Annotated in this window: 21 protein-coding genes; 14 read left to right on the plus strand and 7 right to left on the minus strand. The window is 61.5% G+C overall.

From position 1 onward, the window contains the following. Positions 1-220 precede the first annotated feature (220 nt). The 9 genes from AC2444_RS24430 (at position 221) to AC2444_RS24470 (ending at position 9,256) form a co-directional block, all read left to right on the plus strand. Positions 221-1,756: a sensor histidine kinase gene (locus AC2444_RS24430; protein WP_003562423.1), complete on the plus strand. Its 1,536-nt coding sequence runs from the start codon at positions 221-223 to the stop codon at positions 1,754-1,756. 166 nt (positions 1,757-1,922) lie between these two features. Continuing rightward, a complete protein-coding gene (locus AC2444_RS24435; protein WP_003562421.1) occupies positions 1,923-2,246 on the plus strand; it encodes an antibiotic biosynthesis monooxygenase family protein in 324 nt (107 codons plus the stop codon). Positions 2,247-2,392: 146 nt separating this feature from the next. Continuing rightward, the gene (locus tag AC2444_RS24440) at positions 2,393-3,403 is read left to right on the plus strand and encodes a LacI family DNA-binding transcriptional regulator (RefSeq protein WP_012755682.1); all 1,011 of its coding nucleotides are present in this window, start codon (positions 2,393-2,395) and stop codon (positions 3,401-3,403) included. Between the two features lie 42 nt (positions 3,404-3,445). Next, on the plus strand, positions 3,446-4,720 hold the full coding sequence (locus AC2444_RS24445) for an ABC transporter substrate-binding protein (protein WP_032996977.1): 1,275 nt from the start codon (positions 3,446-3,448) through the stop codon (positions 4,718-4,720). A 72-nt stretch (positions 4,721-4,792) separates the two neighbouring features. Continuing rightward, positions 4,793-5,644: a carbohydrate ABC transporter permease gene (locus AC2444_RS24450; protein ID WP_012755684.1), complete on the plus strand. Its 852-nt coding sequence runs from the start codon at positions 4,793-4,795 to the stop codon at positions 5,642-5,644. Beyond that, a complete protein-coding gene (locus AC2444_RS24455) occupies positions 5,641-6,498 on the plus strand; it encodes a carbohydrate ABC transporter permease (protein WP_012755685.1) in 858 nt (285 codons plus the stop codon). Before AC2444_RS24450 ends, AC2444_RS24455 begins: the two co-directional genes overlap by 4 nt. A gap of 13 nt (positions 6,499-6,511) precedes the next feature. After that, entirely contained in the window at positions 6,512-7,570 is a 1,059-nt protein-coding gene (locus AC2444_RS24460) for an ABC transporter ATP-binding protein (RefSeq protein WP_003562416.1), read from the plus strand. Positions 7,571-7,589: 19 nt separating this feature from the next. After that, on the plus strand, positions 7,590-8,858 hold the full coding sequence (locus AC2444_RS24465; RefSeq protein WP_128449351.1) for an MGH1-like glycoside hydrolase domain-containing protein: 1,269 nt from the start codon (positions 7,590-7,592) through the stop codon (positions 8,856-8,858). A gap of 122 nt (positions 8,859-8,980) precedes the next feature. After that, positions 8,981-9,256, plus strand: coding sequence for a ribbon-helix-helix domain-containing protein (locus tag AC2444_RS24470; protein ID WP_017996155.1), 276 nt, complete (start codon positions 8,981-8,983; stop codon positions 9,254-9,256). Between the two features lie 114 nt (positions 9,257-9,370). Here the strand turns inward: AC2444_RS24470 and AC2444_RS24475 are convergent, their stop codons facing one another. From AC2444_RS24475 to AC2444_RS24505, 7 genes are all read right to left on the minus strand, one after another. Continuing rightward, positions 9,371-11,998, minus strand: a complete 2,628-nt coding sequence (locus AC2444_RS24475; RefSeq protein ID WP_128449350.1) for an AAA family ATPase — start codon at positions 11,996-11,998, stop codon at positions 9,371-9,373. Continuing rightward, on the minus strand, positions 11,995-13,119 hold the full coding sequence (locus AC2444_RS24480) for a metallophosphoesterase family protein (protein WP_017996153.1): 1,125 nt from the start codon (positions 13,117-13,119) through the stop codon (positions 11,995-11,997). The genes AC2444_RS24475 and AC2444_RS24480 overlap by 4 nt, the downstream gene beginning before the upstream one ends. A 307-nt stretch (positions 13,120-13,426) precedes the next feature. Beyond that, positions 13,427-14,818, minus strand: coding sequence for an aldehyde dehydrogenase family protein (locus AC2444_RS24485; protein WP_017996152.1), 1,392 nt, complete (start codon positions 14,816-14,818; stop codon positions 13,427-13,429). A 1-nt stretch (position 14,819) separates the two neighbouring features. Beyond that, positions 14,820-16,466: an acetolactate synthase large subunit gene (locus tag AC2444_RS24490; protein WP_003562409.1), complete on the minus strand. Its 1,647-nt coding sequence runs from the start codon at positions 16,464-16,466 to the stop codon at positions 14,820-14,822. Positions 16,467-16,561: 95 nt separating this feature from the next. Further along, positions 16,562-17,440, minus strand: a complete 879-nt coding sequence (locus tag AC2444_RS24495) for a DUF6030 family protein (protein WP_017996151.1) — start codon at positions 17,438-17,440, stop codon at positions 16,562-16,564. 426 nt (positions 17,441-17,866) lie between these two features. Further along, positions 17,867-18,589 (minus strand): ribonuclease activity regulator RraA, encoded by a 723-nt coding sequence (locus AC2444_RS24500; protein ID WP_003562407.1) that lies wholly within the window; start codon positions 18,587-18,589, stop codon positions 17,867-17,869. A gap of 70 nt (positions 18,590-18,659) precedes the next feature. Beyond that, on the minus strand, positions 18,660-19,445 hold the full coding sequence (locus AC2444_RS24505; protein WP_128406673.1) for an IclR family transcriptional regulator: 786 nt from the start codon (positions 19,443-19,445) through the stop codon (positions 18,660-18,662). A gap of 213 nt (positions 19,446-19,658) precedes the next feature. Between AC2444_RS24505 and AC2444_RS24510 the strand changes: the two genes are divergently transcribed. Genes AC2444_RS24510 through AC2444_RS24530 form a run of 5 tightly spaced genes read left to right on the plus strand, consistent with a single transcriptional unit; the run spans position 19,659 to position 25,038 of the window. Next, positions 19,659-21,179 (plus strand): ABC transporter substrate-binding protein, encoded by a 1,521-nt coding sequence (locus AC2444_RS24510; RefSeq protein ID WP_128449349.1) that lies wholly within the window; start codon positions 19,659-19,661, stop codon positions 21,177-21,179. A gap of 40 nt (positions 21,180-21,219) precedes the next feature. Beyond that, positions 21,220-22,140 carry an ABC transporter permease gene (locus AC2444_RS24515; RefSeq protein WP_003562404.1) on the plus strand — a complete coding sequence of 307 codons (921 nt, stop codon included), beginning with the start codon at positions 21,220-21,222 and terminating at the stop codon, positions 22,138-22,140. Beyond that, positions 22,137-23,054, plus strand: coding sequence for an ABC transporter permease (locus tag AC2444_RS24520; protein ID WP_012755695.1), 918 nt, complete (start codon positions 22,137-22,139; stop codon positions 23,052-23,054). Before AC2444_RS24515 ends, AC2444_RS24520 begins: the two co-directional genes overlap by 4 nt. After that, complete coding sequence (locus AC2444_RS24525; RefSeq protein ID WP_128406671.1) at positions 23,054-24,025, plus strand: ABC transporter ATP-binding protein; 972 nt, start codon at positions 23,054-23,056, stop codon at positions 24,023-24,025. Before AC2444_RS24520 ends, AC2444_RS24525 begins: the two co-directional genes overlap by 1 nt. Continuing rightward, positions 24,022-25,038 carry an ABC transporter ATP-binding protein gene (locus AC2444_RS24530; protein ID WP_128449348.1) on the plus strand — a complete coding sequence of 339 codons (1,017 nt, stop codon included), beginning with the start codon at positions 24,022-24,024 and terminating at the stop codon, positions 25,036-25,038. Before AC2444_RS24525 ends, AC2444_RS24530 begins: the two co-directional genes overlap by 4 nt. Positions 25,039-25,057: the final 19 nt, after the last annotated feature.

Genomic DNA, 25,057 nt, shown 5'->3' on the forward strand with positions numbered 1-25,057 from the left:
CAGCATTCTGACCTCCTTCTCGGAGTGAGATTGACCGATGTCACGATCGTTCTCTAAAGACGGTTATGAAATGCAATCCTCAGTCGCGCTCTTGAGGGCGCCGAGTCGGGAGCACGGCATAATTTTCGAGAGTCAGAAATCAGCTTATCGGATATGGTTCTAAATGCGTTGCAATGTCACCATCTGGCTGTCGCCGCACAAATGGAAATTGGCCTAAAAGATGATCGGTGGCGATAAATACGTTGGCTCCGTAGGAAAAGCATCGCTCGCGATCATCGCGCTGATGTTTCTGTCACTGACCACCCTTTTGTCGCTCTGGCTCATTTCCAGTTACGAGACAGCTGTTCGCCGGGGCGATGAGCGTGTCAGCGCGGCTTCCAAAATCGTTGCAGCGAACGCGAACTGGTTGAATTCCCTTGCCCGGGAGACCCTGCACCGGATTGATGATGCTCTGGGGCCGAGTATGTCTTTGCCCGGGCCGGATCGCGTGCGCGATCTCGACGCTGCCGTCTACGACCTTCCTCCTCAGGCGACTGCCTATGTCATCGGAGCCGTTGGAGAAACGCTCTACTCAAATGATCGCGATATCCGGCCGGTCAACGTTACGGATCGCGACTACTTCGTTCGGCTGAGAAACGGTGCTGACGAATATACATCGCCGCTGATCATCAGCCGCCTTTCCCAGCGGCAGATATTCGTCTTCAGCCGCAGGCTGGAACGAAATGGCGAGTTCGCCGGCGTCGCCGTGATTGCCTTCGACGCGAGCATCCTAAGGCCAATATGGGACGCGGTGGCGATAGGCGAGAACTCGATTGTCAGCCTCATAAGACGCGACGGGCAACTTATCGCCCGATACCCGGAACCTGCCGGACCAGTCGATATGCGAAACCACAAGCTGTTTACCGACTATATGAGGAAGGCGACATCAGGCACATATCGCTCCGTGTCGCCAGTCGATGATGACGATCGCCTGGTTGGATACCGAATCCTCGAACGCACCCCTTTCGTGGCCATTGCTTCGGCAGATATCCATGTGATCATGCAGCCCTTTTGGGAGGATGCAAAAATCGCGGCTTTGTTGGTCGCTTTCGCCCTCGTCGGCGCTTTGGCCGCTGCATTGTGGATTCAGAACCTGATCAAGGTAGACACATTGCACACCAAGCAGCTTGCGGATGCGTTGCGGTCAAATAAAACGCTCATGCGCGAGATACACCATCGAGTGAAGAACAACCTGCAGACGGTGATGGCCCTGCTGCGCTTGCAGGGTTTTGAACCGGAGGCTGTTCAAAAATTAAATGAGCGCATTTCTGCGATGTCTGCCGTTCACGAGCAGATGTACGGCTTCGACCAGTTTAGCGGAATATCTGCTCGAGAGTTCATTCCATCATTCGTTAGGACGCTCGTCGACGTCCATGGCCGCGCCGTTTCCGTCGACTTTGAAATCGACGACATCGTGATTGCAGCCGACAAGGCAACGCCGTTTGCCCTCTTGCTCAACGAGTTGATTGCCAACAGCATGAAATACGCGTTCGACGGCCGAGCATCCGGAAACATTCGCGTCATGCTGCACGTGACCGAAGGAGAGGAATCCCAACTTACCGTCGCTGACGACGGGATTGGATTCGATGGTCGATCGGACAGCGCCGGGATGGGGACGCGGCTGATTAAAGCCTTCGTCAATCAACTGCATGGCGAGGCGAGATATAGTCGCCTGGAAGGGACGCAGTTTACGGCAACACTCAAGCTTGCCGATTGAGCGAGAGAAGCCACCTCCCTGCCCAAAGCAAGCCTTGGGTTATCCCGCCGTGTCGGGAGCACTTTTCATTGGGTTGGAGCGACACATTTTCCAGATGGCCTGCCGCTCGTGCGGGATTGTTCCTCGCCGTCGGCTTGCTTCGTTCAGATGTCACTGGGAGCAAAACATGACGAATGTTCCAACCATAGCCCGTATCTGGCGTGGCCGCACCAAGCCGGAATTTGCCGATGAATACGAGGCTTACAATCGCGCTGAGGGAATTCCGCCACTGCTTAAGACGGCGCTCGGCGTCCAATTGCTACGCGAAGATCGAAAGGATGAAACATGGTTCACGACGATCTCCTACTGGGCCGACATGCAATCGATGACGGCGTTTACGAAAGGTGATCCGGAGCAGGTTCATCATCTGGCGCGAGATGCAGAACTGCTGTGCGAACTTCCGGAGCGTATCCAGATACACAAGATAGTGGTCCCTCCCAATCTGCGTTGAGAATCCTTGGCCGCTTTCCGAGTCTTGCGCCCTTCCGCTAATCCAAAGATAATCATGGATTCCGGCGCCTCTCATGGAGCCAAAACGTTTTGGCTTGACTCCCAAAACGTTTTGGAGAATCTTTTTCTCAATTCGGGAGGAAGATCTTGGCCAATCTCAAACAGCTCGCGCAATCGCTGGGACTGTCGATCACCACGGTATCGCGGGCGCTCGATGGTTATGCCGATGTGTCGGCCGCCACGCGCGAACGGGTTCGAGAGGCTGCCGACAAGGTCGGCTACCGGCCGAATGCTTCGGCGAGGCGCCTCCGCAGGCAGCGCGCCGAACTGGTTGCGGTCACGCTGCCGAGCGATCCTGGCCATATCGGTCCTCCGCATTTCCTCGATATGTTGTCCGGCTGTGCCGAACACCTTGCCGCTGCCGGCCTCAATCTGGTGATTGCGCCGGTGCCGCGCGGCGAGAGCGAACTCGACATCTGCCGCCGCTTCGTCGATGGCCGCCGCGTCGACGCCATGCTTCTCGTCCGCACCAAACGCAAGGACGAGCGCGTCGAATTTCTGCAGTCGCGCGGCATTCCCTTCGTCACCAACGGTCGCACGGAAAGCCTGCTGTCCCATCCCTATATCGACGGCGACGGTTTTGCCGGCTTTCGAGCCGCGACGCTGCGCTTCCATGCTGCCGGCCACCGCCGTATCGGCCACATCGCCGGCCCGCAGGAATATTACTTCGCACATGACCGCTGCCGTGGCTGGCGGGCGGCGATGGAGGAATGCGGCCTTGCCACCGACCTCTGCGCCGAAGGCGCGCCGTTGGAACAGGGCGGTTATCTCGCCGCACTCGAACTTCTGCGCCAACCCTCGCGTCCGACCGCACTCGTTTGCGCCACCGACGAAATGGCGATCGGAGCGCTCCGGGCGCTACGCGAGGTCGATGGCGGCAACCAGATCAGCATTGTCGGCCATGACGACCTGGCAATGGGCGCCTTCACAAGCCCGCCGCTGTCGACCATGCGCATGACCGGCGAAAACCTCGGCGCGAACTTCGCCTCGCTGCTGCTGCGCGCCATCGCCGGCGAACCTGCCGAAGAACTCCAGGAGCTTCACGCGATCGAATTCGTCGATCGCGACAGCCATCGCCGTCCCGCCAAGGCGGCATAGACAGCCGTGCATCTCAAACAAAGAACAATGAAGGAGGAGAAGATGAAACATATCATGTCATTTGGAATTCTGGCTTCCACGGTGCTGGCCTTCGCCTCGCCGGTGCTGGCCCAGACCGTTTTCGTATCCACCCAGCTTCGTCCGATCGAGGAGGCGACCGTCGTTCGCGAGGAACTCCTGAAGGACGTCGGCTCGGTTGACTACGTGGTCGAGGAGCCGCCGCAGTTTGCGGTGCGCATGGAAGCCGAGCGTCAGGCCGGCAAGCACACCGTCAGCCTCGTCGGTGCACTGCATGGCGAGCTCTCGCCGCTCGCCGACAAGGACACGCTCGAGCCGCTTGACGATCTCGCCAAGAAGTTGGCAGCGAGCGGCATGCCGCAGTCGCTGCTCGATCTCGGCAAGCTCGGCAAGTCGACCCAGCAGTACATCCCGTGGATGCAGGCGACCTATGTGATGGCCGCCAAGAAGGAAGCGCTGCAATACCTGCCTGCCGGCGCCGACGTGAACGCGCTGAACTACGATCAGCTGATCGAGTGGGGCAAGAATATGCAGGACGCAACCGGCCAGCCGCAGATCGGCTTTCCCGCCGGCCCGAAAGGCCTGATGGCGCGTTATTTCCAGGGCTATTTCTATCCCTCCTTCACAGGCGGCGTCGTGCGTACTTTCCAGAGTGCCGATGCGGCCGCCGGCTGGGAGAAGCTGAAGGTGCTGTGGGCCTATGTGACACCGAACTCGACCAGCTACGACTTCATGCAGGAGCCGCTCGCGGCCGGCGAAGTCATGGTTGCCTGGGACCACATCGCCCGGCTGAAGAATGCCATTTCCGCCGCACCGGATGATTATGTGGTCTTCCCCGCTCCCGCCGGTCCGAAGGGCCGCGGCTACATGCCAGTCGTCGCCGGTCTCGCCATTCCGAAGGGCGCGCCTGACAAGGCCGGCGCAGAAAAAATCATCGAGCACCTGTCCATGCCGGACACGCAGCTCCTGACCGCCTCCAAGGTCGGCTTCTTCCCGACCCTCAACGTCAAGCTGCCGCCGGATCTCGATGCCGGCGTCGCCCTGCTCGCCGGTGCCGTCACCGCCACCCAGGCCTCCAAGGACGCGGTCATCTCGCTGCTCCCGGTCGGCCTCGGCGACAAGGGCGGCGAGTTCAACAAGGTCTACATGGACAGTTTCCAGCGCATCGTGCTGCAGAACGAGCCCATTGCAGACGTGCTGAAGGCCCAGGGCGCGACGATGGCCAAGCTGATGACCGACACCAAGGCTGCCTGCTGGGCGCCTGACGCCAAGAGCGACGGCCCCTGCCCGGTTCAATAAACCCACTTAGCAAGCGTCCGGGCGAAATGCCCGGACGCTCTTTCACCCCTCTGCTCGTCGAGGCGGGAGCCGATGACCAATAGCCGACCCTGGATCCCCTATCTGCTGATCCTGCCATCCGTCGCCTTCCTGGCACTGCTGTTTGTCGTGCCGCTGGTGCAGACGATCTGGCTGGCGGTGTCGGATAATGGCGCGCCGTCGCTTGCAAATGCCGAGCGCATGGTCACCGACATCAACTTCACCCGCTCGGTGAAAAATACCTTCCTGCTGACGATCGCGGTCGTGCCGGTGCAGATCGCCCTTGCGCTGGCCATGGGCACCATGGTCGCCAAGGTCGGCCGCGGGCGCGAGACGATCCTGTGGATCTGGACGATCCCGCTCGGCATTTCCGATCTCGCCGCCGGTCTCGTCTGGCTGTCGATCCTGCAAAATACCGGCTATCTGAATTCGCTGCTCTTCGGCCTCGGCATCATCAGCCGGCAGGCAAGCTGGCTCTCCTACCAGACGCCGGTCGCGCTCTTCATCGCCATTGCAGTTGCCGAAATCTGGCGCGGCACGGCAATCGTCATGGTCATCATCGTTGCCGGCCTCAACCAGGTGCCGAAGGAGTTCAAGGAAGCCGCCGAAATCTTCGGCGCGGGTCCGTGGACGCGTTTCTGGCGCATCACCCTGCCGCTGATCCGCCCCGCGCTGCAATCGGCGCTGATCCTGCGCACCGTGCTCGCCTTCGAGGTCTTCGCGGTGGTCTATGCGCTCGGCGGGCGCAATTTTCCGGTCCTCGTCGGCGAGGCCTACAACTGGCAAAACCAGAACCAGAATTACAGCGTCGCTGCTGCCTACGCGGTGCTGATCATGATCATCTCGCTTGCCGCCACGCTTATCTATCTCAAAGCCCTGAAGGTCGATCCGGAGCGCCTGCCATGACCACGGATACCATCAGCACGACCACAGACACCCCTAAAGCCGCCAGCTTCGTCTCCTCACGGCGCTGGCTTTTGTGGAGCGGCATCGCCGCCCTATGCGCCTGGGTGCTGGTGCCGATCTATCTGGTGGCGCTCGGGGCGCTCGGTGGTCGCCAGGGCGTCTATGTCTGGCCGAAGACCGGTCTTCCCGCCGGCATATCGCTCGAGCCCTTTTTTCTCTTTCTGAAGACCGAAGGCGTCGTCCAGTCCTTCCTCAATTCGCTGGGGGCAGCCGCCATCACGGTGGCGCTTTCGATCCTGCTCGGCGCGCCGGCAGGTTACGCGCTCGCCCGCTACGATTTCCGCGGCAAGGACAGCTACCGCCTTCTGGTGCTGCTGACCCGCGCCTTTCCGCTGGCGATCCTGGCCTTGCCGCTGACGGTCTCCTTCATCCGGCTCGGCCTCTACGATACGATCCTCGGCGTCGGCCTTATCCATACGGTTCTGGCGCTGCCTTTTGCCGCACTCGTCACCCAGGGCATTTTCCTCGGGGTACCCAAGGAGTTGGAGGAAGCCGCCTGGGTGTTCGGCTGCACCCGCATTCAGGCCTTCTTCAAGGTGGTGGCACCCTTGGCCCTGCCGGGCATCGTCGCGACCGCCGTCTTTGCCTTCGTCATCTCGTGGAACGAGGTTTTTGCCGCCTCGGTACTGACGGTGCGCAACCGCACGCTGACCGCCTACCTGCTGACCGTGCTTTCGGAAAGCCCGATGCATTACCGCTTTGCCGGGGGCCTGATGCTCATCCTTCCATCGGTTGTCTTCATCTTCGCGGTCAGGCGCTACCTCTTCGCGATCTGGGGCATTTCCTCCAAATAACGGGACCAGAGATATGGCCAACATTGTCATCGACCGCATCCGCAAGAGCTTCGGAGCCTTCCAGGCGCTGAAAGAGGTCTCGCTGACGATCAACGACGGCGAATTCGTCTCGCTGCTCGGTCCGTCCGGCTGCGGCAAGACCACGCTGCTGCGCATCATCGCCGGCCTCGAGACCGCAACATCGGGAGATATCCGCATCGGCGACAAGTCGGTGATCGGCTTGCCTCCCAAGGATCGCGGCCTTGCGATGGTCTTCCAGAACTACGCCGTCTTTCCGCACATGACGGTCTATGAGAACGTCGCCTTCGGACTGCGGATGCAGAAGGCCGACGACGCCAGGGTGAAGGCGCAGGTCGAGAAGGCCGCCGGCCTCCTGCATATCGAGCAATATCTCGACCGCTACCCGAACAAGCTTTCCGGCGGCCAGCGCCAGCGCGTCGCGGTCGCTCGCGCCCTTGCCGTCGAACCGAAGGTTCTGCTGATGGACGAGCCGCTTTCGAACCTCGACGCGCTGCTCCGCCTCGAAATGCGCACCGAACTCAAGACGGTGCTGCAATCGGCCGGCACCACGACGATCTACGTCACCCACGACCAGACCGAAGCCATGGGCCTTTCCGACCGCATTGCCGTCATGCATGGCGGCGTGGTCGAACAGGTCGGCCATCCGGTCGAGATCTACAACCACCCGGCGACACGTTTCGTCGGCGGCTTCATCGGCAACCCGCCGATGAATTTCATCAAGGTGCCGGTGACAAACAGCCAGGTGGCGGCAGGCGCCGTACAGCTTGTCGCGCCGCGGGGGTCCGGCAATGAAGTGATCCTTGGCCTGCGCGGCGAAGCCGTCGAACTCGCGCCGCTGCCGCAGGGTCTCGAAATGCGGGTGCGCGTTGCCGAACCGATGGGCTCGCACCTGCTTCTGACCGGCTCGATCCACGACCAGCCGGTGCGCGTCATCCTGCCGGCCTCGGAGACCGTAAAGAGCGGCGACACGATCGGTCTGAAGCTCGACCAGAAGCGCATCACCTGGCTTTCACCCGAAAGCGGCAAGTCCTTTCCGGCCCTCTTGGCCTAAGAATACCGGAGCATCCGACATGAACATGCATACCGACCAGGCGAAGCGCATCCTCGCCGCCAACGATCGCGGCGGCTATACCGTGCCGACCGACCGGCTCTACCCGTTCCAGTGGAACTGGGATTCGGCCTTCGTTGCCATGGGCTTTGCGCTCTACGATACCGACCGCGCCTATCGCGAGCTGGAGCGGCTGGTCGAGGGCCAGTGGGCTGATGGAATGATCCCGCATATCGTCTTCCATGCGCCAAGCGATACTTACTTCCCGGGACCGAACGTCTGGCGCACGAGACACGCTATCCCGACCTCCGGCATAACCCAGCCGCCGGTCTTTGCGATTGCGCTGCGCAAGCTGCATGAAGCCGCCGGCAAGGATGGCGAAGCGCGCACCCTGCGCCTCTACGTGGCGGCGCTGAAATGGCATCGCTGGTGGTATTCGGCGCGCGACCCTGAAGGCACGGGGCTCATAGCACTCCTGCATCCCTGGGAAAGCGGCAGCGACAATTCTCCCGCCTGGGACATCGCGCTCGCCCGAGTGCCGACCAATACCGATACGCCTGTGGTGCGCAAGGATACCGGTCATGTCGATGCCGATATGCGCCCGCGCGACGAGGATTACCGCCGCTTCATCCATCTCGTCGATACCTATGCCGCCTGCGGCTGGGATCCGGCGCGGCAATGGGAAAAGGCGGCGTTCAAGGTCGCCGAGATCCAGACGACCGCAATCCTGCTCAAGGCGGGCGAAGATCTGGAACACCTTGCCCGCCTGTTTGGGCGGACCGATGACGCGATCGAGATCGCTGCCTTCAACGACCGCAGCCGCAAGGCGATAATGGCCCAGTGGCGGCCGGAGCTTGTCCGCTTCGTCTCGCGCGACCTGATCTCCGGCGAAGATGTCGAAGCCGCCACGCAAGCCGGCTTCATCCCCCTCCTCTCGCTGGACCTCGACAAGCAGGTTGCGGACGCCCTGGTCTCCGAAATGAAGGCCTGGTCCAAGGATCTCAAGGTTGCCTTCCCCACGACCAAACCCGGCATCGCCAGTTGGGAGCCGAAGCGCTACTGGCGCGGCCCCGCCTGGGCGATCATCAATTGGCTGCTGATCGACGGCCTTAAGCGCAATCGCTACGCGGATGTCGCCGAAGAGCTGCGGCAATCCACCATCGCAGCGATCGAAACGGAAGGTTTCGCCGAATATTTCGACCCGGTCACCGGCCAGGGCTGCGGTGGCCTCGGCTTTTCCTGGACGGCTGCCGCCTATCTATGGCTTGAGCGAGGCGTCGTCCTCGCCTGAGTGTAGAGCCGCGCCCAACTAAGCCGTTTCTACGATTGGCTTAACCCCTCCAGGTCGCCTAAATGTAAAAGTGTATGATTTAATCATACACTTTGTTATAAGGAGATAACCGAGGACACACTATGCGTACAACCCAACCCCTCACCATCACCCTTCCATTGGAAATGGCGCAGATGGTGAAGGCCAAAGTCAGCTCCGGCGAATATGCGACCGAGAGCGAAGTCATCCGCGACGGCCTGCGCACCTTGGCCGCCCGCGACGCCGCCGTTGAGAAATGGCTGCGAGACGAGGTCGTGCCTACCTATGACGAGACGAAAGCCCACCCCGAGCGCGGCCTTTCTGCCGAGGACGTCGGCCGGCGGCTCGATGCCCGTATGGCCGCTCACGCCAAGAAATAGCGCAGGGCATGAACTACAACGTCATTTGCGCCCAAGGCGAGCGACGACCTCGAAAGCTTGCACCCGAACCTTCATCCAACTGCGATTGAAGTTTCAGCGGCTCAGGACCTCTCCCTAATCCGGCTGCCACGGCTGCATGGTGAGCACATTGCCGCCCAGCTTGGCGAAGGCGCGCTGGCGGCAGGAGAAGACGAGGATCTGCTGGTCGCGCGATTGGCGGTGCAGCGCATCGAACATCCGCTCGATTCGGTCGTCGTCGGAATAAACAAGCGCATCGTCGAGGATGACAGGCGCCGGCCGGCCATCGCGGGCAAGCAGCCGGGCGAATGCGAGGCGGGTCAGCACCGAGAGCTGCTCCCGCATGCCGCCGCTCAGCCGGTCGACATCTTCGTCCAGACCGTTGCGGCGCACGATCTGCGGCAGCAAGGTGTCGCCGTCGAAGGTGATCGAGATGTCGTCGAACAGCAGGCCGAGCAGCGGGGCTAGTTCGCTCATGACCGGCTTGAGATAGAGGTCACGCGCCGCCGCGCGCGTCGCCGTCAGCGCCTTGCGCAAGCGATCGAGCACGCCGACCTCCGTCTCGAAACGCTTCACCTGTTCGCGCGCCGCTGCCAGAAAATCGCGCGTTTCCGACCAGTTTTCTTCCAGCGCACTGTCCGAACGGGTGCGGATCTGACCGCCGAGATCAGCAAGCTCTTCGCGGAGCCTGGCAATTTCGCGGCCTGCGGCGTCGGCGACCGAGCGCGCCCTGGCAAGGGCGGCCTCTGCGCCTGCGAGGTCCCGCCCTGTCCTGCGCAAAGGCGCGGCCCGAAGTTCGACAGCATCGACCTGCTCTCTGGCGCTGGAAAGTTTTATGGCGAGGTCCTGCTGCAATTCAGTTCGGCCGGACTCGGGGCCGATGACCGCTTCGATGGCCTCGAGTTCCTGGCCAAGCCTGGCGTGCTCGGTCTGCGCGCGCAATATGGCCTCGCCGGCTTCCGTGCGCATCATTGACGCCTCCCGCGCCCGGTTGCGCGCCAGTTCGATGCGCCGTGTCGCATCCGCGAGACCGGCACGCACCTCTTCCGGGTTGGCGTCGAGTTCGACCGCACCCTGGCTGAGTTCGGCAAAGCGTGCGGCGTCGAGGTGAAGTGCGTCAATGCCATTCGGGGCGAGATCGGCGAGCCGCTGGCGCGCCCGCACCAGTTCCTCCTGCTTGTTCCGCGCGGCAATTTCGCGCTGCCGCGCCGCCCGCAGACTGTCGATACCGAGCTTGGCAAGCAATGTTTGGCGCATGGCTTCCGCGGTCTCCAGCGCCCCATTGTGATCGGCCTGCCGGTTGGAATGGATGGTCAGGGTGCCGACGCCTGCTATGTCGAGCCTCGCCATCCCGGCAAAGCTCTTATCCTCGCCCCCAATCAAAGGCTGGCGGTCCATGCTCACCAATCCGGAGACGTCCTTCAGGTAATCGATCCGGAGCGTGGGAAGGCCGACTTCGGCGGCTGCGCGCAAGCCGACGATCTTGATGTCCAGCGCTTCAAGCCGTTCGATGGCATCGGCTGGAATGGCGAGCAATGCATGCGCCGCATCCCCATCCTCGATCTGCTGGCGCGCGGCTTCCGCCTGTTCGAGACGCAGGCGGACCTCGGCCAAGCGCTCTGCGGCGTGGCGTGAACGTAGCGCTGCCTCGATCCGCGCGAGAAGTTCGCGGTTTACCCGCTCCTCCTCTTCGGCCGCCTGAACCTCCGCCGTTGCAGCCTCGCTTTCAACAAGCGATGCCGTGCGTCGCTCGGCTGCATTTGAAAGGTCCTTTTCCGCCAAGGCGAAACGCCGCGCGAGTTCGCCGCTGCGGTTCAATGCTGCGTGGAAGCGGTCGAATGCCTGCTGCGCGTCGTCGCGGCGGCTGGCGGCCAAGGCAGCCTCGGCATCGAGCGCTTTGAGTTCCCTGTCATGCAGTTTAGCAGCTCCGAGCGCCGACTCGGCATTGGCAATCGCGGTCTTCCGGCCGGCCTCCTCATCAGAGTTTTCCAGTTCGCTGAGTCTCGCCTGCACTGAGCGGCGGCGATCGAGCGCGCCGTGCAGCATCTCCACCTCCTTGGCCAGCCGCGCCTCCTCCGCCTGCAGCCGGTCACGCTCCTCGAGCGCGGCGGCAAAGCGGCCTCCGGTCTTTGGCCGGAGCGTCGCGGTGACCAGGCGATTGAGTTCATCCTCGCAGGCTTCGAGCACCGCCGACATGCGCCGTCCGCCCGTCAGCGCCTCCACCTCTCCCTGCACCGAAGTCAGCAGGCTTTCTCGCACCCGCTTGTCGTTCTCTTCCTCGCTCTTGCTACGATTTTCGATGCCGGTGATGCCCTGGCGCACCCAGAGCAGGCCTGCCGGGCCGGCAGTTCCGCCGGAAATGAGATCGCCGATGAAAGCCTCGGCCTCGTCTGCCTGGGCGACGATCCGGCCGCTGCCGAGATCGGTGACGCTGGCGCGCCGTCCGCTATGGAACTGCTTGGTCAGGCGGTAGCGGCCGGCTTCGATCGTGATGTCGGCCTCGACGATCGGATTGCCGCCGCTATAGGGGCGCAGCATCTGCACGCTCTTTGGATTACCGCTGTGCGGCTGGAAGAACAGAGCATGCAGCGCCTCAAAACAGGTCGATTTGCCATGTTCGTTGGCGGCGCTCAGCACATTGACGCCGTCGGCGATTCCTTCGACGGATATGCCGCGGCCGGCGAAGCGTTTGACATTGTGAAGGCGAAGAGCGTTAAGTTTCATCGATCAATCGCCTCGCAATAGGAAAACAGGCGGATCAATGCCTCGCGCGCCACGCCCCTGTCATCGCCGGAGCGGGATTGGTCGAGGCTTTCGGAAAGCAGCAATTCCGCAGCATCGCGCAACGCGCCGGCTCGGTCGATGGTCTCGAGATCATCGCTCTCACAGTCGGTCCCCAGAAGGTCGGTATCGATCTCCAGATGCGCAAATTCCGGCGCGACCTGCTCCAACAGGCTGATCATTGCCGTCCGCCCGTTCAACCGGGCACGGCCGGACAGCGCGACGCGCAACAGGGTTTGTCGCCGCGCGAACGGTTCCGGCAGCGCGGCCTTCAGCGCTTCAACACCGTCTTCCGATGCCAGCAGCGGAAGCTGTAACGTCTGCCAGGAAAAGCTGGCGGTCGTCACCGCTGTCGTCGTCGGCATCGCTCCCTGCCCGGCAATGGAAACGACCATCGCCTGCCCCGGCCGGTCATGCTTGAAACGGTCGGGCTCGGGAGCGCCGCTGTAATATGTTCTGGCGTCCACCGCTACCGATCCGTGCCAATCGCCGAGAGCCATATAATCGAGGCCGGCCAGCGCCGCGCGGTTCGGCGCAATCACGTTGGTGGCCGTGGCATCCTCCGAGAATTCCTGGATTGGGCCATGGGCGAGGCCGATGCGGATAGAGCCATCAGGTGTGGCAGCACCCGTCATCCATTCGGTCAGGTCGCGGCCCGGCCTCCTGGTCGTGCAAGGCGCCGGCAGCAGGATGACACCAGGTTCAAGCGGAAGGGGCGCCGCCTCCGTCGCCAGGATGACATTGTCGGGCACCACGCCGCGCGCCGCACTCCAGAGTTGGTCCGCCAGCAGCGAATCGTGATTGCCCGGAAGCAGCACCCAGCGCAGCGAAGCATTCCGGGCCATCTCACCAAGCGCTTGCCGAAGCACGGCCGGCGTCGGCGTCTCGGTATCGAAGGTGTCGCCGGCGAGCAGGATGACATCCGTCCCATGCTCTCGTGCCGCGCTGGCAAGCCTGGCGATGACACCATGCCGCGCCTCGCGCAGGCGCCCTCTCAAATCCTCCGGAAGATTGCCAAATCGCTTGCCAATATGAAGGTCCGAACTGTGCAGGAAGGAAAACATTAATCAGCCATGTTTGCGATGCGCCGCGAGCTTTCGAGCATGGCCAAGGACCTCTCGTCCACAGTTTCATGATTCCGTTGTTCCGAGGCAGACCATGCCTCCCGGCTATGGGCGAGGCAAGTCCATCCTGGCCGAGCAAGCAGTTATCCAATGTTTGTCTAATTTTGGGCGGTGCACGACACCCATCCCGTAGCCCTACAAGAATTAGGCAGACGCGGTGACCCGCCACGCGGCGAAGGCATCGTCTATTATCCAAGGGTTTTACCTGCCGATGGAAATCGAACGGTTGATCCCATGATCGCCGCCCCTAAGTCACCTGGTTGAATACCACCATCTTGTCGTCGGCCATTTCTTCCATCGTCCAGGGAATGCCGCCGACGCCGTATCCTGACTGTCTGCGTCCGGCGAAAGGCATCCAATCGGTGCGGAACGCGGTGTGGTCGTTGACGAGAACGGCCGATGCATCCAAATGTTTTGCCGCCCTGAGAGCAATCGCTATGTCGGCGGAAAAGACGCTCGCCTGGAAGGCATAGGGCAGCGAGTTGGCAATGCCGATCGCTTCGTCGAGGTCGCGGTAGCCGTAGACGCAGGTCAGCGGTCCAAAGACCTCGAGCATGGATACTTTCGCTTCAGTAGGCGGGTCCAGCAAAACCGAAGGCAGAAGTGTCGTCTCGGACATCCGACCGCCGCCGATCTGCCTGGTTCCGGCGTCCGTCGCCTCCTTGATCCAGGCGGCGACGCGGTCTGCCTCGCGTGGCAGGATGAGCGGCCCTACCTCGGTTTGCGTAAGCGTGGGATCGCCGACATGCAGAGCTGCCACCCTGGCAGCGAGAGCCTCGGTGAAGGAAGCCAGAATATCTTCATGCACGAAGAGACGCTGGGCCGACACGCAGACTTGCCCGGCGTGATAATAGCCACCTTTGACAATGGTGCCGACGATCGCATCGACATTGGCGCTGCGGTCGACGATGACGGGTGCCGCTCCACCGTGCTCAAGCGCGCATCGGGTCCCCGGCGGCAGCTTGCCCTTGAGGTACCAGCCGACCTTGGCGGAACCGATGAAGCTCAAAAACGCGACGCGGCGATCGGTTGCAAAGGCTTCGGCAAGCGCGTTGTCCTCGGTGATGAGGGTCTGGCACCAGCGCTCATCGAGACCTGCCTCCCAGAACAGCTTGACGATCTCGATGCAGGAAATCGGCGTCGTTGCCGCCGGCTTCACGATAACCGGGCAGCCGACCGCGATCGCCGGCGCGATCTGGTGGATGATGAGATTGAGCGGATGGTTGAAGGCCGAGATCGCCGCCACGACGCCGATCGGCTCCTTGGTGGTGAAAGCCCATCTGTTGGCGCTGGCCGCAGTCAGCCCCATGGGGATTTCCTTGCCGCCGAAATTGCGCAGCTCGTCCGCCGCATTGAGGAGGCCGTCGATCCCGCGCGTCACCTCGATGATCGCATCCGTCAGCGGCTTGCCGCCTTCACGGGCGATCATCATCGCAAAACGATCGCGGTTCTCCTGCAAAAGCGCCGACGCCTTTCTGAGGACCGCCATCCGCTGATGCGCGGGCAGCCAGCCGTCGCGATCGGCGAAGGCGTTGGCGGCGATCTGAAGCTTGCGTTCGAGTGCGGCCGCGTCATCGGCCGGCAGCTCTGCAATCGGTTCGCGGTCGAACGCCTGGTAGACCTTCATGGCAAGCGGCATCTCAGGCCTCCAATATCTGGGGGAGCCGTTCACGAAGCTCCTTCACCAGCACGCGTTCGTTCTCCGAATAGTCGACAGGAACGTTCACCAGATGGACGCCGCCTCCGGCGAACGCCTCTTCGAGAACCTGTTTGAACTGGCCGATATCGTCGACCCTGGTTCCCTTGGCGCCGTAGGATTCGGCATATTTCACGAAGTCGGGATTGCCGAAAGTCATCCCGAAATCCGGGAACTCGTCCACCGCCTGCTTCCAGCGGATCATGCCATAGGCATTGTCCTCGATCACGAGGACAACGAGATTGAGTTTCAGCCGGACGGCGGTTTCGAGTTCCTGGGAATTCATCATGAAGCCGCCGTCACCGCAGATCGCCATGACGCGGCGCTCCGGGTAGAGCATCGAGGCAACCATCGCAGACGGCAGCCCGGCTCCCATCGTCGCAAGAGCGTTGTCGAGCAGCAGCGTGTTCGCCATCCGCGTCCGGTAGTTTCGCGCGAACCAAATCTTGTACATGCCGTTGTCGAGCGCCAGGATGCCGTCATGCGGCATCACCTCTCTTATATCGTGAACCAGCCGCTGTGGCGTGAAGCGATCCTCCGTCGCCCGCGCGGCGATACGCTCGAGAATGCGCTCGCGCAGATGAAGAAGCGCTTGCGCGTTTGGTAGCTTGCCCTCGAGGCGATCGGCCAGCGCCTTCAGAGAGGGGCCGATGTCGCCGATGACTTCGGATTGCGGGAAATAGACCTGCTCGACGGTCGCCGGCTGATATCCGATATGGACGACCTTCGGGCCGCTCTTGCCCATGATGAACGGCGGCTTCTCGATGGTATCATGGCCGATCGTGATGATCAGGTCGGCCTGTTCGATGGCCTCATGGACATAATCCCGCTCCGACAGCGCGGCGGTGCCCATATAAAGCTCGGTTCCGCCGGGAACCGTTCCCTTCCCCATCTGGGTGGTAAAGAACGGAATGCGCGTACGGATCACAAACTGCGCAATATCCGATGTCGAGCGTGGACGAGAGGCGGCGGCCCCGAACATCAGAAGCGGACGTTTGGCTGCGGCAATGAGTGCAGCGGCGCGGTCGAGAGCCGCGTCGCTTGCCGTCGGCAATTCGAGCTGATGCGGCGCAATCAGCGCCACCTCCTGGCATTCCTCGGCCGCGATATCTTCCGGAAGCTCGAGATGGACCGGACCCGGCCTTTCCTCCTGGGCTATGCGGAACGCCTCCCTGACCGTCGTCGGGATCATCTGCGGCGACACGATCTGCCTTGCGAGCTTGGTCAGCGGCTTCATCGACGCGACGACGTCGACCACCTGGAAACGTGCCTGGCGGGACGAGAGGATCCCCTTCTGACCGGTGATCATCACCATCGGCATCGCACCGAGCAAGGCATATGCGGCACCCGTCGAGAGGTTGAGGGCACCCGGCCCGAGCGTCGTCAGGCAGACGCCGGGCTTTCCAGTCAGGCGGCCATAGGTCGCGGCCATGAATGCCGCCGCCTGTTCATGCCGGGTGAGCACGAGCTCAATCGACGACTTGCGGATGGATTCGACGACGTCGAGGTTCTCTTCGCCGGGAATGCCGAAAATGCGGTCGACACCTTCGTTTTCAAGCGCTGCCACTAGAAGATCGGAGCCTTTGGTCATGGATGTGTGCCCGTGCTGTTTGGTTTGAGACTTCCAGAAAGGAAGGTCCTTCGAAGATATGTTCTTTTCCGGGGCTGTCCATGCGTTCGGCGGCTTCAGCCGCAGTTCCAGCTTGATCTCGGACCGTGACGGGTGCTTGAGCCGTCATCGAGCGCTGGCTGATATGGACGTTCCCGAGCGCTCCCTGAGGAGGAAGCTCGCCGGAGCACTGCGGGCATTTGGAGCCAGCGCTCAGTCGAAAAATACGACTTGGTCTTCACCTGCGAATTTGAAGTTGCCTTAAGACCAAGAACAAAATTGAAGATATTTGCGCCGCCGGCCTCGCGCGTGAAGCTGAGATAGGAGCCGAATCGTTCGGATTCAACGTTTTGAAGGTTTCGGATCGAGGCAAGAGTATCCTCGAAATCACGCCAGCACGCCTGCTTCACGATGATCTCGAAAATGCGAAGGGTGGCCGGGGAGAGACGTCCCTGGGCGTCGGTCGTCGGCCCGATGATCTTGGCGCGGATCTCAAGAATATCGCCCATTTCATCTCCACGAACCTTAACGAAGGTCGAGCTGAGTGGACGCACCTCGTCGCGTTCGTAGATCCGCTGAAAATAACACTCAAAGCTGCGATTGCGCATCGATGCGGCTTTCCATTCGCTCATATCGACGCCGGCTTCTCGAAGAGCAGCGCAAAAGTTCGACCCCGAGACGCGCCACATCCGCAGAAACTGACTTGCCAACTCCAGCTTCGGGACCTCGATCAGCTGCAGCGGTATCGGCGTCGACGGGAGGGGAGAAGGAGCCGCTGGATCAGGGCGGGCGGCGATGCGAGATGATCGGGCAGCCTTATTGACAGTTCGATTTTCGAAGGGGCCGACCGGATCTTCGAGGTGATGGATTTCACGGTAAAAAACGACGGTGCCTGCAAGAAGCAAAATTAATATCAAAAGCCCTGGCCAAAGCAGGGACCAGCGGTTCCTCGGCATTGGGAAATTCCGGTGCCAAGGCGGGCTGTCTCGAGGAGGATCGACTGCTGATGGCACTTTATCCACGGCGCGACCTCACAAGCAAACAGGAGCGGCTGTGAGTTCGAGCTCAATCACTCTTGATCCTATTTGCGACCAACCGGTGTCGGTCGGCGCGTTGACCAATCAGCTCTGCTGACGACTCCCCCTGAGATGAGCAACGGATGCGAAAAACGGTACAGTCTGTCCGACTCACCTTCGACGCTGCAAGTGTGAAGTCGCGTGAGTGGAGCGTCAAGCATCAACCCCAGTGGATGGCGCTCGTCCCCTAATATTCACGTGGCGGCTTTGCAATGTCGGCAGCAACGTCGAGCGTTTCACAAGAAGCAACGCAGGGGTTAGTCTGCGAGCAGACGCAGCCTTAGACAATGCTTTGAAGCAATGGTGTCATGCGGTCATATGACGCGCTTGGCGCCAGGCCTGATAACGCTCCAGGGTCTCCTTGTTGGGCGGGTATACGCCCAAGGTCGATTTGCCTGATTCGATTTCCAGCTTGAGAAACTCTTCCTGCTCCTCCATCGCGACGGCTTCTTCGGCAATGTCGTCGACATATTCCCGCGGAATAACGATCACCGCTTCGCTGTCGCCGAAGATGATGTCATCGGGGTAAACGGCAACGCCGCCGCAGGCGATTGGCTGGTTCATGTCCGAGGCGTGGTGGGCAACCAGGTTCGCCGGCGCTGCCGGTCCCATGCAGTAGGTCGGGAGGCCCAACTGCGCGATATCGGCCGTATCGCGGACGCCGCCGTCGAGCACAAGACCGACGGCGCCACGATAGACGAGACGACGGGCGAGCATGGCGCCAATGCCGGCGACTTCCGCCAAGGAGCGGCAATCCAAGACGAGAACATGGCCGTCGGGGATCGTATCGATGGCCTTGCGCTGTTGATTGGATGGATCCGAACTGTAAGTCGAACCGTCGATATCTTCGCGCGCGGGGATGTAGCGTACGGTGACGGCTGGGCCGATCATCGGCCTGCCGGCGCTCGCCAGCGGCCGCACGCCGCGAACCGCGGTGTTCTTCAAACCACGCTTCAGCAACAGGGTGCTGAGACTTGCAGAATTCGTCCGCAAAAGCTTTGCGTAAACTGATGGGTCCAAAACCGTCATGAGATCCTCCATTGTCCGGTGGAAGCTCTAGCACAAGGAATAGAGAGTTCAATAGAGAATTTTATGTTTCTTATTTGGATAAAGGCTGTTTGCCATTAATCGCCTTTGTCAAGATGGCGGCACCCTCCACAACCTCGCGCTTGATTGCGCGCGCCCTGTCCGGGGTGGCTTCACCGATAAACGGGACGCTGATCGTTGCCACAAGTCGACCCTCGGAATCGAAGACAGGCGCGGCAAAGGCCCGGAGGCCAAGGTTGGATTCCTGGTTGTCCTCAGCGCATCCATTGCGCCGAATTTCAACGAGTGCTTCCTTTAGCGCCTCCGGATCGGTAATCGTATATGGCGTCTTTCCCTCCAGTCCGACGCTGCAATAGGCCTCGATGTCACCGTAGTCTGAATAGGCAAGCGCGAGCTTGCCGGCGGCGCCGACATGTTTAGGCGAGCGACTGCCGACCTTGATGAAGAGCGAATAATCGCCGGGACTGGAGGCTGCAAATATCGTCATCATCTCGTTGCCTTCGGGGGCGGCCAGCCTGAAGGATTCGAAAATGCGGTCAGCCGCAGCCGTCAGGATCGGCCTTGCCGCCTCGATCACCGTTGCCCTGTCGGCGCCAGGCGAGATGCGGCGCGCAAGCTCGACGAATTTTGGCCCCAGCTCGTAGGACGCTCCACCATTCACCCGCGCCACAAGCCCATGCGCGGCCAATGAATTGAGGATCCGGTAGACGGTCGAACGCGGAACTCCAAGCTGATCAACCAGCGAGGCCAGGGAAATTCCCGTCCTCGCATCGGCGACTGCCTCGAGCAGGTGGGCGGTCTTTTCGACGATGGGTGAGCCATGCTTTGGTTCAATCATGAACTTAGAATTCCATATGAGAATTATAATATTGACTTCGCCGGACCGAGCGAGCATGCTTGGCGGCGTAAGTGTCACATTTGACACTACGCGCTTGGCGGAGGAAGTAAAGCCATTTGGATAACCGCTGCGGCGGTGCTCAACCGGGTGGTTTTCACAAGACGGCACTGCGATGGACAGGATGCCGCTCGTTTGGTCTGGAGGAGGGATTTCATGAAGAAGATGAAGGCAATTGGTGCGCTGAGCATCGGACTGGCATTTCTGCTGGGTCCGGGCAGCGCAATTCGCGCCGACGCTGCCTCGGATAAGCTGACGGTCGTGGTGATCGACGAACCGAAGTCGCTCGATCCCTGTGACACCGACCTTTCGGGCAATTCTCGCATTCTGCACAACAACATCACCGAAGCGCTGGTCAATCTGAGCCCGGCCGACGGATCGGTCGTCCCGAGCCTTGCCGCCAGCTGGCGGCAAGTGGACGAGCTGACCTGGGAATTCAAGCTCCGCGACGACGTCACCTTCCACGACGGCAAGGCGTTTGATGCCAGTGCAGTCGTTGCCGCTCTCAAGCGGGCGCAGGATCCGGCACTGGCCTGCGAAGTCGGACTTGCGACGCTGAAGGGCGTCAAGTTCAATGCAGAAGCGGTGAACCCCACCACCCTCCTCATCAAAACGGATATCGTCGAGCCGATCCTGCCGAACAAGATGTCCGCCGTGGACATCGGTTCGCCGGCGACCCCGAACGACGGCAAGTCGCGCTCCCCGGCCGGAACCGGACCTTACAAGCTTGCAGCGTGGACGCCCGGGCAATCGGTCGACCTCGTGGCCTATGACGGCTATTGGGGCGACAAGCCGGCGATCAAGAACGCAACCATCATCTGGCGCGCCGAATCCGCTGTTCGCGCGGCAATGGTCGCCACCGGTGAAGCGCAGATCGCCTATGAAATAGCACCCCAGGACGGCACGACGGAACAGGATCATGCCTTCCCGAACGCCGAAACCTCGCTGCTGAGGATCGACGCAGAAATTGCGCCACTCAACGACAAACGCGTGCGTGAAGCCCTTAATCTTGCGATCGACCGGGACGGACTTGTCGGCACCATCTTCCACCAGGATGCCCAAAAGGCGATGCAGGCGGTGCCGCCGTCCGTCTTCGGCTTCAATCCCGACATCCCCGTCTGGACGTATGATCCCGAAAAAGCGAAGTCCCTGCTCGCCGCGGCGAAAGCCGATGGCGTGCCGGTTGACAAGGAAATCGTCATCTACGGCCGCATCGGCATCTATCCCAATTCGTCCGAAAGCCTGGAAGCCATTCAGGCGATGCTCGCGGATGCAGGTTTCAATGCCCGGCTCGAAATGCTTGAAACAAGCCCGTGGCTGAAGAAGCTTCTTAAGCCCTGGGACAAGGAACGTCAGCCGTCGATCCTGCAGACGCAGATCGACAACACCGAAGGCGACGCCGTATTCACGCTGCCGAACCGTTTTACCACCGACGGCAACCAGTCGACCATCGCCGATGCTAAACTCGACACATTGATTACCGACGCGTCGAAGGCAACCGGCGACGAACGCAAGAAACTGTTCGAGGAGGCCTTCAGCTACATCGCCGTCGATGCGGTCAATATCGTGCCGCTGTTCCACATGGTCACGATTGCCCGCGTCGCCGAGAACGTCACCTACACGCCCGATGTGCAGGCCGGCAACGAGATCAAGCTTAAATCGATCAGCTACCGCTGACGGCGCAGACTGGTTGCCGAACGTCCCTTGAGGAGAGCGGATGTCCTTCACCTACTTCCTGAAACGTGCGGCCTTTGCGGCACTCGCCCTTGCAGCATTGATGACATCCGCCTTCTTCCTCGTGCGGTTGACGGGCGATCCCGTCAATCTCTACCTGCCCGTCGATGCCTCGGATGCCGCCCGCGAAGCCATGCGCGTCCGTCTCGGCCTCGATCGTTCCCTCCCGTGGCAATTCCTCGATTGGGCCGGGGATATGCTGAGCCTCGATTTCGGCACGTCGCTTTGGCACAACCGCCCGGCCATGGACGTTGTCCTGGAGGCGCTGCCGAACACGCTGGCGCTCGGTGCCATTGCCTTGACCCTGGCCTTCATCGCCGCCGTCATCATCGGATCGATTGCCGCTGTCAATGCCGGCGGTTGGATCGACCGGGCCATCAACGTGCTGTCGCAGGCAGCGGCCAGCGTGCCGGATTTCTGGCTCGGGCTGATGGGCGTTCTGCTATTTGCCGTCACCTTGCGCATTCTGCCGACATCGGGTTTCGGCGGTCCGATCTATTGGATCCTGCCGGTTGCCTGTCTTTTTGCCAGACCGTTCGGGACGCTGGTGCAGATCGTCCGCGGCTCGATGATCGAAGCACTGAACGCGACATTTGTCCGGACTGCGCGGGCCAAGGGCGCGCGCGGCGGCCGGGTTACCTTCGTGCATGCGCTGCGCAATGCCCTCCTGCCCGCGGTGACCGTGACCGGTGACCTCGCCGCCCAGTTCGCCGGCGGCGGTGGCGTCGTCGAGGTTGTTTTCGGGTTTCCCGGCATCGGCAAGCTGCTGATCGACGGCATCCTGAAGCGCGATTTCGCGATCGTCCAGGCATCGATCTTCGCGGTCGCCGTCGTTATCTTCGTCATCAATATCCTGGTCGATATGCTCTATGCATCGATCGATCCGCGTGTGAGGGTCGAATGACCAGCACCTCCGCCGACGTCCTCCCTGCCCGCGAGCGCCGAAGCCGCCGCATCTTGTGGTTCATGCGTGCGCTCGCGGGTGACCCTATGGCGGTCGCAGCGACAATTTGGCTGCTGATCGTCGTCCTTGCCATTCTTGCGGATGCATCATCGCTGCTGGGCGAAAACCGCATTTCGCTAAAGGCGCGCAACCTGCCGCCCTTCGACTTCGGCCAGTCCTGGACGTTGTGGCTGGGCGCCGACGCTCTCGGGCGTCCGCTCCTCGTTCGCCTCATCCAGGCGGCATCGACGACGATCGGCATAGCGCTGGTGACCGTTCTGACGAGCCTGATCGGCGGAACGCTGCTCGGCGTGATCGCCGGTTACTTCGGTGGCATCATCGGCAACCTTGTCATGCGGATCTGCGACATCATTCTGGGTTTCCCGACGCTGCTGGTGGCGCTCTTCGGGCTCTACCTGTTCGGCCCGAGCGTCGGTAACCTCATCATCGTGCTCGCCGTTACCCGCATGCCGGCCTATATCCGCGTCGCAAGAGCTGAAACTCTGGAGGTGCGGGAGAGGCTTTTCGTTGATGCGGCGCGCGCCTTCGGCGGCGGGGCTGTCTGGATATTGCGCAATCACATTCTCCCAAGCGTCGCTCCGACAATGCTGACGCTCGCCTCGGTCAATCTCGCCATGGTCATGCTGTTCGAATCCGGGCTGAGCTATCTCGGCCTCGGCATCCAGCCACCTGCGGTGAGCTGGGGCCTGATGGTGGCGCAGGGCCAGGGATATCTGTCATCCGCCTGGTGGCTGGGCTTTTTTCCCGGTCTGGCTGTGATGCTCACGACCATGTCCTTCAATCTCCTCGCCAACTGGTTCCGGATCGTCAATGACCCGTCGCAGCACTGGCGACTTGTCAGCCGGAGGCGCTGATGGCTCTTCTCGAAGTCAAGGACTTGCAGGTCAGTTTCGATACGGCAGCCGGCCGCATCCTGGCGCTCAACGGCGTCTCCTTCTCGCTCGAGCGTGGAGAGGTTCTGGCGCTGCTCGGCGAAAGCGGCTCCGGCAAGTCGGTGACCGCATCGGCCATCATGGATCTCGTTCCCAACCCGCCGGGCGAAATCAATCAAGGATCGATCCGTTTCGACGGTGTCGAGCTGTTGCAGCTCTCGCGAAACGAGCGGCGCGATCTCTGCGGCGATCGGATCGCCCTGATCTTTCAGGATGCGCTCGCAGCGCTCAACCCGGTCTATTCCGTGGGTTGGCAGATCGCCGAAATGTTCCACATCCACGGCCGTACTCCGGAAGGTGGTGTCGAAAAAGCCGTGATCGACCTTTTGACGGCCATCGGCATTCCCGACCCTGAAAGCCGCGCCAGACAATATCCGCATGAGTTTTCGGGCGGCATGCGCCAACGCATCATGATCGCCATGGCCGTGGCACTGGAACCGGATGTCATCATCGCAGACGAGCCGACGACGGCGCTCGACGTGACGATCCAGGCGCAGGTGGTTGATCTTCTGGAGACTATCAGCAAACGCAGCGATGCCGGCATGATCTTCATTACCCATGATCTCGGCGTCGTCGCCGAACTCGCCGATCGCGTTGCCGTCATGTATGCCGGCCGCGTCGTCGAAACCGCAAGCGTCTTCGAACTGTTCGAAGATGCCCGCCATCCCTACAGCGTCGGATTGCTTGCCTCGCAGCCGCGCATGGACACGGATGAAGACGAATTGGTGCCGATCCCCGGCTCCGCGCCCAATCCTGTCGCCCTGCCTTCCGGCTGCGCATTCAGAACGCGCTGTCCACGCGCCGAAGGGCTCTGTGCCGAGGTCGTCCCCTCTCTTGAAACCGTAGGGCCGGGCCGCCAGGCCGCCTGCCACTTCCCGGTATCACCAGTATGATCGAACCTCTGCTCAAGGTCCAAAACCTCTCCCGGCACTTCGGTAGCTCCTCTGCACCGGTGCGTGCCGTCGACGATGTCAGCTTCGAGATTGCCAGTGGAGAGACGCTCGGCCTCGTCGGCGAAAGCGGTTGCGGCAAAACCTCGCTGGTTCGGACGCTCTTGAAGCTTGGACCGGCAACAAGCGGCAGCGCTTTGCTTGACGGTGTGGACATTACGACAGCCGGTGGCCGGCGGCTGCATGAATTGCGCCGCAAGATGCAGGTCGTTTTCCAGGACCCCTACCAGTCGCTCAATCCCCGCATGCGGGTCGACCGGCTGATTTCCGAACCCTGGGCGTTGCACCCCGGGGTCGTGCCCAAGAGCAACTGGCGTGAAGAGACGGTCAAGCTGCTCGAATCCGTCGGGCTGCGCGCCGAGCATGCGGAGCGTTATCCCGCGGAATTCTCAGGCGGCCAGCGGCAGCGCCTTGGCATTGCCCGCGCTCTCGCGCTCAATCCGACACTTCTTGTCTGCGACGAGCCTGTCTCGGCCCTCGACGTCTCGGTGCAGGCGCAAGTGATCAACCTGCTGGCCGGATTGAGGCGCGAGCGCAATCTGGCGATGCTGTTTGTCGCGCATGATCTCGCCGTCGTGCGGCATGTCTCGGACCGTGTGATGGTCATGTATCTCGGCAAGATCATTGAAACGGGGCCGAAGCAATCGATCTTCAGCGCGGCGGCCCATCCCTACACGCAGGCACTGATGTCGGCGGTCCCGACACCGGATCCGAGGCGTCGTGCGCAGCGCAAGCGTATCGTTCTGCAGGGAGATCTGCCGAGCCCCGCAAATCCGCCCAGCGGATGCCGTTTTCGAACGCGTTGCTGGAAAGCGACGTCGATCTGTGCAGAACAGGAGCCTGCCCTGACCAGGCGAACGGCGGCCCCAGGTCTTCTGACCGCCTGTCATCACGCCGATCCGGAAATCGCCGACACAGCGCCTGAATTGGACACTGCATGGGTCCCCTCGCCTTGAAGGGAACTGAAGCCAGGCC

The organism is Rhizobium sp. WSM1328 (assembly GCF_057653715.1).